The organism is Cellulomonas sp., from assembly GCF_036279715.1.
Classification (GTDB): Bacteria; Actinomycetota; Actinomycetes; order Actinomycetales; family Cellulomonadaceae; genus Cellulomonas_A.
The window spans coordinates 1-11,527 of record NZ_DASUIR010000125.1 but is presented as its reverse complement, the minus strand read 5'-3'; the positions used below and the strand labels follow the sequence as shown (position 1 = coordinate 11,527).

Sequence of the window (11,527 nt, the reverse complement as noted above, 5' to 3'; positions counted from 1 at the left end):
GCGCCGCAGCCGTGCCGCAAGCGCCATCAATGCCCGGTCGTGGAAGGCCGGGCCGGTGAGCATGACGCCGAACGGCAACCCGTGGACCGATCCAGCCGGTAGGGCCAGGGCCGACATGTCCAGCAGGTTGGCGAAGTTCGTGAACCGGCCCATCCGACTGTTCGCACCGACGGGGTCCGCCGCGACCTGCTCGATCGTCGGGTGCCACGTCGTCGTCGGGGTCAGCAGCGCGTCGAAGCCCGCGAGGAGCTCACGGGACCGGGCGGCGAGGACGTCGAGGCGTTCCATGTCGGCGAACAGCTCGGCGGCGCTGGGACCGGCTCCCGCCAGCACGATGCCCGCGACCGTAGGGTCCAGGTCCGACCCGACCAGCTCGGGGTGCGCAGCGATGTGGGCGCCGACGGCCGCGTACCGCTCGGCGACGTAGGCGCCGCCGTAGAGCAGGGTGGCGGCTTCGAGCAGCGGGAAGATGTCGATCGCGACGACCTCCACGCCCGTGGCCGCGAGCGCCGCTACCACCGCCGCGAACGCCTCCGCCCAGCCGTCGGCCATCCCGGCCAGCTGGGAGTCGAGCGGGATCCCGACCCGTGCACCCGGCGCTCCGCCGCTCGCGGCAGCGGGCCACGGACGCGCGAGCGGGTCTCGACCGTCCGGGCCGCTCAACAACGCTGCGACGTCACCCGCGAGGTCGACGGAGCGTGCGAAGACGCTCACGCAGTCCAGGCTGCGGCACGCGGGTACGACGCCGGTCGTCGGGATGAGCCCCCGGGTCGGCTTGAGTCCGACGACACCGTTGAGAGCCGCAGGCACCCGTCCGGATCCCGCGGTGTCGGTACCGAGCGCGACGTCGACCAGGCCGAGCGCGACGGCCACGGCAGAGCCTGAGCTCGACCCTCCCGAGATGCGTTGCGGGTCCCATGCGTTGCGCACTGCACCGAACGGGCTGCGGGTACCGACCAGGCCCGTTGCGAACTGGTCCAGGTTCGTCTTGCCCAGCACGACGGCGCCGGCGGCCCGCAGCCGGGCTACGGATGTCGCGTCCTCGTCGGGCTCGTATCGGTAGGAGCGCGCTCCCGCCGTCGTCGCCAGACCCGCGACGTCGATGTTGTCCTTGACTGCGGCGACGAGGCCCGCGAGCGGCAACCGCTCCCCCGCCTCCGTCCGACGGTCGACCTGCTCGGCCTCGGCGAGCGCGTCGACCTCCTCGCGCAGCGCGACCCAGATCTCGGGGCGCTGCGCGGACTCGATCGACCGGTACGCCGCCCGGGTGCGCTCTACGGCGCTCACCGCTCCCGCGCCCCGATCGCGACGAGGGTCTGTCCTGGCGCGACCTGCTCACCCGTCCCCGTGTACACGCCGAGCACGGTGCCCGCGAACGGTGCGGTCACGACCGTCTCCATCTTCATCGCCTCGAGCGACAAGAGCTTGTCGCCCTGTGCCACGCGCATACCGGGGCGCACGTCGACCTGCCAGACCATCGAGGTGAAGGGCGCCTCGATCGCCGTCGAGCCCACCGGGATGATCACCTCAGCCGCCGACGGCGTCGGTTCGGGCTCGACCTGACGGTCGAACTCCCCCGAGTCGCGCCACCGCTGCTTCTCGGCCGCGAATGCCGTCGCCTGGGTATCCCGGAAGGCCGCGATCGACCCGGCGTTCTCGGCGAGGAACTGCCCGTAGGCACCGACGGAGAACTGCCCGTCCTCGACGCGGAACTCACCGCGCCCGGCGTCGACCTCCGCGCGCAGCTCCAGCAGCTCGTCCGCCGCCACCGGGTACCACTCGATTCGGTCGAAAAACCGCAGCGCCCAGGGCTGGGCGTCGAAGAGGCCACCGCGACGGAACCGGTTCCATACCTGCACGGTGCGACCGACGAACTGGTAGCCGCCTGGTCCCTCCATGCCGTAGACGCACAGGTAGGCGCCGCCGATGCCGACCGCGTTCTCCGGGGTCCAGGTGCGCGCCGGGTTGTACTTCGTCGTGACGAGCCGGTGGCGCGGGTCGAGAGGCGTCGCGACCGGAGCACCGAGGTAGACGTCCCCCAGCCCGAGCACCAGGTAGCTCGCGTCGAAGACGGTGCGGTACACGTCGTCGACGCTCGCCAGACCGTTGATGCGGCGGATGAACTCGATGTTCCACGGGCACCACGGCGCGTCATCCCGGACGCCGTTCATGTACCGCTCGATCGCGAGCCGGGTCGCGGGGTCATCCCACGACAACGGCAGATGGACCGTGCGCGAGGGGACGGACAGATGCATGGTGGCCGGGATCTCGGCCTCGACCTCACCCAGAAGGCCCAGCAGCGAGCGCGCCGTCCGCACCGAAGGGTCGGTGTGGATCTGCAGCGACCGGATCCCGGGGGTGTAGTCGAGGACGCCGGTCGGGGCGACCTCACGCAGCGCTGTGACCAGCGCATGGACCCGCATCCGCAGGCCGAGGTCGAGCTCCTGCTCGCCGTACTCGATCAGCACGTTGTCGTCCCCGTCGCGCCGGTAGGTCACGGCCGGTCGGCCGTCGCCGGCCTCGACCCGGGCGAGGACCCCGTCGTCGCCGTCACCCCCGGAGCTCAGCAGCGTCGGTGCGGCGCGTCGTTCGCGCAGGCCTGCGGCATCCGCCTCCCGCACCGGGGTGAACCGGATCGTGTCGCCCGGGCGCAGCTGCCCGAGCTTCCACATCTGACCGCTCGCGACGACTGCCGGACACACGAACCCGCCCAGGCTCGGGCCGTCGGGCCCGAGGATGATCGGCGTGTCGCCGGTGAAGTCGAGCGCGCCGACGGCGTAGGGCGTGTCGTGGATGTTCGAGGGGTGCAGCCCGGCCTCGCCGCCGTCGGTGCGCGCCCAGGACGGCCGCGGACCGATGAGCCGGACGCCCGTCCGGGCCGAGTTGAAGTGCACGGTGTACTCGGCGGCGTACAGCTCGTCGATGTCGGCCCTCGTGAAGAACTCGGGGGCAGCATGCGGCCCCTCGGTCACGCCGATCACCCAGCGGTCGGTCAGGAGGGGTCGGTGCTCGGTCGGCGTCGGACCGCCGGGGGCGGGGCTCGGCCCACGGCCTGTCTGCGGGTCGGTGACCACGCCAGGGTGCAGGACGTCACCTGCACGCAGCGCGCGCCCTCCATGGCCACCGAACCCGCCAAGCGTGAACGTCGAGGCGCTCCCGAGGTACTCAGGCACGTCGATCCCACCCCGTACGGCCACATAGGTCCGGAGGCCGGGTCCCGACATGACTCCGACCGTGAGCGTGGCGCCGGCCGGGATCTCCACGGGTTCCCAGAAGGGCACGACCACGCCCTCGACGTAGGCCGGGGCGGGTGCGCCGGTCAGGCAGACCAGGGTGTCCGTGGTGAAGCGCAGCGTCGGGCCGGCGGCCGTGCACTCCAACGCGGGGGCACCTTCGGCATTGCCGACCGCAAGGTTCGCCTCCCGCAGCGAGACCTCGTCCATGGGCCCGCTGGGCGGCACGCCGACGTCCCAGTACCCGAGGCGTCCGGGCCAGTCCTGCACGGTCGTCATCGTCCCGCCGGCGATCACCTCGATGCGCGGCTCGGGGTCGCACAGCGTGTCGAGCGTCGAGGTCGAGTGCACGACGGCGCGCACCTCGTGGTCGTGGACGACGGCGCGCAGCAGGCCGAGGTTGGTCTGCACCCCGTCGACGCGGCTCGCCCCGAGCGCGGCACCGAGCAGGGCGAACGCGCTCGCGCGGTCCGTTCCGGTGGCGATGACCTTGGCCAGCATCGGGTCGTAGTACGGCGAGATCTCGGAGCCTGTCTCGACCCAGCCGTCGACCCGCACACCGGCCATCGGGTCCGCACCCTGTCCCGGGAAGCAGACGCCGGTGACCAGGCCGGTGCTTGGCCGGCCGGCGTGGTTGGGGTCCTCGGCGTACACCCGCGCCTCGACCGCGTGACCAGCGGGGACCGGGTCGGCGTCGAAGACCGCGCCGGTCTCGGGGCGGTCGAGCGCTCCGGATCCGTCTCGCGCGAGACGGAGCATCCACTCGACGAGGTCCACGCCGTACACCTGCTCTGTGACCGGGTGCTCGACCTGGAGTCGCGCGTTGACCTCGAGGAACGACGCATGCTGGCGGACCGGGTCGTAGACGAACTCGACCGTGCCGGCCGAGCGGTAGGCGACGGATGCGGCGAGTGCTCGCGCCGACTCGTGCAGGGTGCGGCGCAGCGAGTCCGGCAACCCGGGCGCGGGCGCCTCCTCGACGACCTTCTGGTTGCGCCGCTGCAACGAGCAGTCGCGGTCGCCGAGCACGGCGACACGACCGGTGCCGTCGCCGAACACCTGCACCTCGACGTGCCGCGCCGGCCGGACGAGACGTTCGAGGAAGACCCCCGGCGTACCGAAGCTCGTGGTGGCCAGTCGTCCGACCCGCTCGAACGCCTCGCTGACCTCCGCCACGTCGGCGCACGGCTGGATGCCGATCCCGCCGCCTCCGCCGGTGGCCTTGAGCATCACAGGGAACCCGAGCAGCTCGGCCTGCTCGACCGCCTCGGTCACGCCGGTGAGCAGTCCGGTCCCCGGCATGAGCGGCACGCCGGCGGCCCGGGCCAGGTCGCGCGCAGTGTGCTTGGTGCCGAACGCGTCGAGCTGGTCCGGCGTCGGGCCGACGAAGACGAGGCCAGCCGCCTCGACGGCCCGCGCGAACCCGGCGTTCTCGGAGAGAAAGCCGTAGCCCGGGTGGATCGCTCCCGCGCCGCTGTCACGCGCCGCGGCGAGCACCGCGGCGACATCGAGGTAGGAGTCCCGGGCCGGCGCAGGTCCGAGGCGCACAGCGGTGTCGGCCTCGCGCACGTGCGGTGCGAAGCGGTCGGCGTCGGAGTAGACCGCCACGGTGCGCAGACCGAGCCGCCGGGCGGTGCGGATGATGCGTCGGGCGATCTCGCCGCGGTTGGCGACGAGGAGGGTGTCGAAGGCCGCGGTCATGCGCGCGCCGCCCCGGTGGCGGCCCGCTCCCGGTCAGGGTCCGGTGCCGTGACCACCATGCGCAGCGGCGTCGGGTTGAAGTCGTTGCACGGGTTGTTCACCTGCGGGCAGTTGGAGACCAGGACGAGCACGTCCATCTCGGCGCGCACCGCGACCCGCCGGCCCGGACCGGACATCCCGTCGACGATGCCGAGGGTGCCGTCGGCCTCGATGGGCACGTTCATGAACCAGTTGAGGTTGGAGACCAGGTCGCGCGGACCCATGCCGTGCCGGCTCGCCTCGGCGAGGAAGTTCTCCCGGCAGGCGTGCTCGTGGACCGTGTGATGCCCGTACCGGAGACTGTTGGACTCCTTGCTGCACGCGCCGCCGATCGTGTCCTGCCGGTCGACCTCGTTGCCGACGACCGTCATCAGCGGGTTGCCGATGTTCGAGCGCAGCACTGTGCCGGTGTCCACGTAGACGTTGCCCGACCAGGTGATGGTGTCCGGCGCGCTGTACCGCTCGTCGGTGTCGTGGAGGTTGAACATCAGGCAGTCCCCCGCCTGGTTGCCGCCCACGTCGACGATGGTGAGCACGTGACCGGCGCGCACGACCCCCGACCACGGTGCGCGGGCCGGCACGATCTCGTCGAGCACGATGCGTCCCGCGACGAGCGGCTCGCCCATGTCGAGCACGGTGCCCGGCGCGTAGGACGCCGGGTCGAGCACGTCGGGGTCGATCTCCCAGGTTGCGGTCATGTCACAGGCCTCGCGCTTCGGCGTAGTCGACGGTGTTGAGGTAGGCGCGGCGCAGCTCCGGGCTGTCATCCCACTGGGCGTCGCCCGGCCCGGTCGGCCGACTCCGCCAGGCGTGCACGCGAAGCGGGCCGACCGTGTAGCGCGGTCGGGGGTCGACGGGGTGCGGCACGTTCGCGACCAGCACGATGAGCGGCAGCTCGGCCAGCAGCTCGACGTATCGGCCGGGACCGGCGCTGCCGGTGAACTCCAGGCTGCCGTCGGCCCGCGCGCGCACCCCCTGGAAGAAGGAGACGCTCGGCGGGAGGTCCCGTGGGGACAGCCCGTGCTTGACCGCACCCAGCGACAACAGCTCGCGACCGGACGGCGAGAGCCCCTGCGGCGCCGAGTCACCGAACTTCTCCCGGTTGAAGGCCCCGCTGCTCGTGCCGCACAGAGCGTCGTGACGACCGGAGGTGTCGCCCACGATCGTGGCCAGCACCCGGCCGTCGCCGGACAGCAGCGGGTGGCCCGGGCCGAGGTAGGCCTGCCAGGGGATCTTCTGGGTGTCGGCGACGTTGAGGCGCTCCCACGGCTCGTCGGCGTTGTAGAGCAGCACATGGGCGCAGCAGTCCCCGGTCGGGTCGTCGAACCGGATCCGCGTCCCGCGGGCGACGACCCGGTGCGTGTACCCGCCGCCCTTGACGGTCTCCCCCCAGACGAGGCTCGCCGGGTCCACACCGTGCGGCGGACAGGGGGAGCTCGCGGCCGGCAGGTACGGCATCACCTCGACCGAGCGGCCCGACTGGGCGCGGGCGTCGGCCCGCGCGGCGAGAACGGTGTCCGTCTGTCGCTCGTCACGAACGCTGCCCATCAGGTGAGTCCCTCGATGTCGGGGACGAGCGCTGACGGGTGGGCGACGGGGTGGCCGACGGGGTGGGCGACCGGGTGACCGAGCGCGTGGCCGGACAGGTGAGCGGCGACGAAGGTCATGCTCCCGTAGCGGGCCCGGTTGCGCAGGTGGATGGCGATGCCGACCACGATGGTCAGGGCAATGAAAAGGATCGCGCTCCACTGCAGCCACCACGTCGCGCCGGTGAGGTCGTACACCGAGGCGCGCGGCCAGACGAGGTTGACGAACATGACGACCTGATAGACCACAGCGATCACGTTGATCGCGATCCCCCAGCGGCCCAGCGAGAACAGCGGCTTGCCGGACTCGTCGTTCTGATGCAGCGCGCCACCGAAGCGCGCGTGGCGGATCCGCTCGACCAGCAGCGGCACGGTCACACCGAGGTAGGCGAGGTAGAGCATCGCGATGCACAGGCTCGCGAGCGCCGTGAACAGCGCGCTGTCGCCGATGTTGACGACGAGCGCGAGCGCAGCACCCACCCCCACGACGATCGAGGTGGCGATCGGCGTGCCAGTGCGCGGCGAGACCCGTGACAGGACGCGGTGGAACGGCAGCGACTTCTCCCGAGCCATCGAGTAGACCATCCGTGAGCCGGAGGTCTGGACGGCCAGGGTGCACACGAAGACGGCGATGGCCACATCGACGAGCAGGATTCGGCCGGCCACGGGTCCCATGACGCTGGTCAGCACCCAGGGAAGGCCGACCGTGGCGAGGTTGCCGTCGGTCAGGCTCGGCGCGGCCATCAGCGCGGCGATGATCAGCAGCCCGCCGCCGACGCCGGACACGACGAGGGCACGCAGGATCGTGCGGGGCGCGGTGCGGCGCGGCGCGTGGGTCTCCTCGGAGAGCTCGCCAGCCGAGTCGAACCCGACCATGACGTAGGCCGCCATCAGCCCCGAGGCGAGCCATGCCCAGATGTACGACGAGCCCGGTGTCGGTGCGGCACCCGCGGTCGTGAGCACCACGTGCGGCCCGCGCTGCACGTGGAACAGGAGCGCCGTGACGATCGCGATGACGCCCAGGATCTCCAGGACGACGCCGGCGCTCGTCACCACGGACATCAGGCGGACGCCGATGATGTTGATGACGGTGGTCAGGACGAGCAGCAGCACACCGAGCAGGACGGCGTTCGCGGCGCCGGTCGACGATGTCGGGCTCGAGTCGGCCCCCGCACCGCCGACGAGCTGGAAGCCGGACCAGATCGTTGGCAGCACAGCCTGAAGCGCGATCGCTGCGGTCGCGACCGTGAGGATCTGACCGATGACCATGACCCATCCGGTGAACCACCCGAACGTCGGACCCGCGAGCCGCGAGGACCACTGGAAGATCGCGCCCGAGATCGGGAACCTGGCCGCGAGTGTGGAGAAGTTCAGGGCGACAAGGATCTGACCGACGAACACGGCCGGCCAGGTCCAGAAGAATGCCGCTCCCCCGAAGCCGAAGCCGAGGAAGAACAGCTGGAAGACCGTGGTGAGGATCGAGACGAACGAGAAGCCGGCCGCGAACGAGGCGAAGGAGCCGACACGGCGGTGAAGCTCCTGGTGGTAACCGAAGCCAGCCAGGTCCTGGTGCTCGGTGATGGATGAAGCCGGTGATTCCGCGGTGATCAACGACGAGCTCATGGGCCGCCCTTCCGGACGCGTCAGCCGGGGTAGTACCTGCCGGTCGACAGGTATGGCGGCCATCGTGACCGACTCTCGTTTCGCCGCGATTTCCTCGGCGTCGCATGCCCGTTACGTTCTCGCACCCCGCGCTACCCAGCTCGCCCAGCCTAAGGTGGCGGTGTGCGCCCCGACCCGCTCGTGCAGCTGCCCGACGGCACCGTCAAACAGGTCTCACCGCTGACAGGCACGGTGGTGTGGACGGTCCCGAGCCGCGCCCACCGACCGCTGGGTGGACCGCCCGAGGACCGGCGACCCGTCGACGCGTCGGCCGCCGAGCGGTTCTGCGCGTTCTGCGCGGACCGCCACCTGGAGACCCCGCCGGAGAAGTCCCGCCTCGTCGTCTCCCCTGACGGAACGTGGTCCGTGCTGCGAGACGTACCCGCGGAGCACCTTTCGGACACCGTGCCGCAGCTGCGCAGGATCCCGAACCTGTTCGAGATCCTCCCGCTCGACTACTGGCGCACCAACCACGGCTACGTCGTGCCCGCGGAGGTTCTCGACCGCGCCCGCGCCTACACCGCGGTGCCCCAGGGACGCGCTCATGTCCTCGCGATCCTGCGTGGGCGCCAGATGGCAGCCGGCATGACCGACGGCGAGTGGGCCCGGATGGATGAGGACGCGTGGCTCGAGCACGGCGTGGACCTGTTCGCCGGGTTCCACGACGTGATCGTCGCGCGACGTCACCTCGTCGACGGTGCGACGTTCGACGACGAGCTCGCCGGCTCAGGCACCCTCACCCCGGACGAGCACCACCGGTACGTGGCCTTCACGATCCAGGCCCTGCGCGACCTGTACGCCGCGCAGCCGCACGCGCGCTACGTCGCCGTGTTCCAGAACTGGCTCCGACCCGCGGGGGCGTCCTTCGACCACCTGCACAAGCAGCTGGTCGCGATCGACGAGCACGGCCCGGAGATCGAGCGCGAGATCGCCCTGCTGCGCGACGACCCCGACGCGTTCACCAGCGCCGTCGTCGACCACGCCGCGACGCACCGGCTCGTCATCGCGGAGAACGACCACGCGATCGCCGTGGCCGGCGTCGGGCACCGCTTCCCCGCGATCGAGCTGTACTCGACCAGTGAGCACCAGCAGCCGTGGGAGCACACCGACGACGAGGTGCGCGCCGTGTCCGACCTGCTGCACGCCGTGCACGCCGCGACCGGTACGCACGTGCCGACGAACGAGGAGTGGCACCACCGTCCGCCCGACGTCGTCGAGCCGATGCCGTGGCGCATCGTGCTCAAGTGGCGGGTGTCAACCCTCGCGGGGTTCGAGGGTGGGACGCGCATCAACGTCAACACCATCGCCCCGTCCACGGTGCGCGACCAGGTCGTGACCGAGCTGCGCCGGTTGCGCGCGGTCGGAGCCATCGGGGCGATGCGCCTCGGGGACGAGTGCTCGCACCGGCTCGGGGCGCTCGGCTACGCCCGCGGCGGCCGCTGACCACACGCTCGGAGGTCAGCGACCACCGCGGGCGTCGCGCCCCGAGGCCCTACTGGGGACCGACGGGCAGCACGGTCCGCTGGTGCGTGGAGTTGATGACGACCGCAGAGGATGCGTACCAGGCCAGCAGCGCGGTGGCGATCCCGAGCACGCCACCGACACGCGTGAACGCCAGGGTCCCCGTGTAGTCACCGGCGGCGAGAGCGAAGAACGTCACCGTCAGGAAGACGAAGACGAGGAACACCGCGATGCTCGTCCGGCGCGCCGCGATCGTCATATAGAGCGTGAAGATGCCCCAGGCGAGCAGGAACACGCCCACACCCTTGCCCTTGTCCGAGCCGGCTCCGGACAGGTCGGTGAACCGGGCGAGGAACCAGAAGGACAGCCAGAACGCCCCGTAGGAGCAGAACGCCGTGGCGCCGAACGTGTTGCGGTTCGCGAACTCCCAGATCCCCGCAGCGAACTGCGCGAGACCGCCGTAGAACAGCGCGAGGCCGAAGACGACCGGCTCGACGGTCACCGGCAGCAGGCCGGCATTGACGAAGCTGAGGACGAATGTCGTCAGCGCGAACGCGGCGAGTCCGAGGGCACCGGGATCTGCGGGTGGAGCGGTCGGTCGGACGACTGCGTGCTTCGCGGCGGTCGAGCTGGCATCGACATCTTGAACGGCGCTGTTCATCCTTGAACCCCCGGTTCACCGCCGGCCCCGGCTGAGCGCGGCGCACTGTCTTGACATCAAGACGTTAGCGGCTGCTCGCTGCGAGGGCGAGCGCTCAGGCGGGGCGACGCGCGTCTGCGCGGCTCGTCAGCGCACGAGCGGCTGGACCTCGGCTGCGACGAACCGAACGAATCCCTCAGGGTCCGGCTCGTCGGAGGTCGGCTGCAGGACGACCGTGTCGGCACCAGCGTCGGCCCAGCGCCGGACGGCATCGGCCACCGTCGAAGCGTCGCCCGCCACCCCGACGTCCTGCGCCGGGTCGAACCCCCACGCGCGCCGCTCTGCGTCGAGCCGCTCGGCCGCATGCTCGCCGGTCGCCGCCAGCACGTTCACGATGAGGGTGTGACGGCCGCTGCGACCGGCCGCGAGACGACCCGTGTCGATGTGCCGGCGCGCCTGCCTCACCCCGTCGGGCGTCGTGCCGCACGTGATGAGCGTCGCGTCGGCCAGCTCGCCCGACAGCTGCAGGGAGCGCGGGCCGCCCGCACCGACGACCAGCGCGGGCGCCGCCGGCGGCGGCCAGTCGAGGCGGACGTCGTCCAGGTGCACGTATCGGCCCGACGTCGTGACGCTCGTGCCTTCGAGCAGCGCCGACAGCGCGGTCGCGTACTCCCGCAGGAGCGTCATCGGAGACTCGACCCGGGCGCCCACCTGACCCATCCAGTCCTGGACCCCGTGCCCGATGCCGACCGTGATGCGACCCGGGAACAGTCGGTGCAGCGTCGCGGTCTCCATCGCCGCGACGGCGACGTTCCGGAGCGGTACCGGCAGCAGGCCGACGCCCACGTGCAGCCGGTCGGTCCACGCGAGCGCTGCGGCCGCGCTGGCGACCCCGCTCTCCCGGAAGCAGTCCTCCCACAGCCAGAGCTCCGCGAGGCCCGCCTCGTCGGCTGCACGCACGACCCCCCGGAGCCGCTCCGGCGGGAGCTGGGGCACGAACACGGCACCGACAGTCGTCATGCGTCCATCCTGTCGCAGCAGCACGGGCTCCCGCGGTCGTTCGGCGGGCGCTCAGTACGTGAAGGCTGCGACGCGGGTGCGCAGGTCGGCGGAGAGGCGGGCGAGCTCGGTGACCGAGTCGCCCATCTGCCCGAGCACGTGCGCGGACGCGTCCGCGGACGTGGCGACCCCCGTGATGTTCGACG

General features: G+C 71.6%; 8 protein-coding genes. 1 reads left to right on the top strand and 7 read right to left on the bottom strand.

The genetic code is table 11. From position 1 onward, the window contains the following. From atzF to VFW79_RS12230, 5 genes are all read right to left on the bottom strand, one after another. A partial coding sequence (gene atzF, locus VFW79_RS12250) for an allophanate hydrolase (RefSeq protein ID WP_329677570.1) occupies positions 1-1,287 on the bottom strand: 1,287 nt, incomplete at its 3' end. Then, positions 1,284-4,934, bottom strand: a complete 3,651-nt coding sequence (uca, locus tag VFW79_RS12245; RefSeq protein WP_329677569.1) for an urea carboxylase — start codon at positions 4,932-4,934, stop codon at positions 1,284-1,286. The genes uca and atzF, both read right to left, overlap by 4 nt. Then, on the bottom strand, positions 4,931-5,599 hold the full coding sequence (locus VFW79_RS12240; protein WP_329677571.1) for an urea amidolyase associated protein UAAP2: 669 nt from the start codon (positions 5,597-5,599) through the stop codon (positions 4,931-4,933). The genes uca and VFW79_RS12240 overlap by 4 nt, the downstream gene beginning before the upstream one ends. A gap of 73 nt (positions 5,600-5,672) precedes the next feature. After that, entirely contained in the window at positions 5,673-6,521 is an 849-nt protein-coding gene (locus tag VFW79_RS12235) for an urea amidolyase associated protein UAAP1 (RefSeq protein WP_329677568.1), read from the bottom strand. Next, the gene (locus VFW79_RS12230) at positions 6,521-8,182 is read right to left on the bottom strand and encodes an APC family permease (protein WP_329677567.1); all 1,662 of its coding nucleotides are present in this window, start codon (positions 8,180-8,182) and stop codon (positions 6,521-6,523) included. Before VFW79_RS12230 ends, VFW79_RS12235 begins: the two co-directional genes overlap by 1 nt. 162 nt (positions 8,183-8,344) lie before the next feature. Between VFW79_RS12230 and VFW79_RS12225 the strand changes: the two genes are divergently transcribed. Then, the gene (locus tag VFW79_RS12225; protein ID WP_329677566.1) at positions 8,345-9,664 is read left to right on the top strand and encodes a DUF4921 family protein; all 1,320 of its coding nucleotides are present in this window, start codon (positions 8,345-8,347) and stop codon (positions 9,662-9,664) included. 49 nt (positions 9,665-9,713) lie between these two features. Here the strand turns inward: VFW79_RS12225 and VFW79_RS12220 are convergent, their stop codons facing one another. Further along, positions 9,714-10,343: an acetate uptake transporter gene (locus VFW79_RS12220; RefSeq protein WP_329677565.1), complete on the bottom strand. Its 630-nt coding sequence runs from the start codon at positions 10,341-10,343 to the stop codon at positions 9,714-9,716. Positions 10,344-10,469: 126 nt separating this feature from the next. Beyond that, complete coding sequence (locus tag VFW79_RS12215; RefSeq protein ID WP_329677564.1) at positions 10,470-11,342, bottom strand: LLM class flavin-dependent oxidoreductase; 873 nt, start codon at positions 11,340-11,342, stop codon at positions 10,470-10,472. Between the last annotated feature and the right edge of the window lie 185 nt (positions 11,343-11,527).

Bases quoted from the DNA above. Each gene is read 5' to 3' on its own strand.
- VFW79_RS12220 (WP_329677565.1), bottom strand. From the start codon at position 10,343: ATGAACAGCGCCGTTCAAGATGTCGATGCCAGCTCGACCGCCGCGAAG.
- VFW79_RS12235 (WP_329677568.1), bottom strand. From the start codon at position 6,521: ATGGGCAGCGTTCGTGACGAGCGACAGACGGACACCGTTCTCGCCGCG.
- uca (WP_329677569.1), bottom strand. From the start codon at position 4,934: ATGACCGCGGCCTTCGACACCCTCCTCGTCGCCAACCGCGGCGAGATC.
- VFW79_RS12215 (WP_329677564.1), bottom strand. From the start codon at position 11,342: ATGACGACTGTCGGTGCCGTGTTCGTGCCCCAGCTCCCGCCGGAGCGG.
- VFW79_RS12240 (WP_329677571.1), bottom strand. From the start codon at position 5,599: ATGGGCGAGCCGCTCGTCGCGGGACGCATCGTGCTCGACGAGATCGTG.
- VFW79_RS12230 (WP_329677567.1), bottom strand. From the start codon at position 8,182: ATGAGCTCGTCGTTGATCACCGCGGAATCACCGGCTTCATCCATCACC.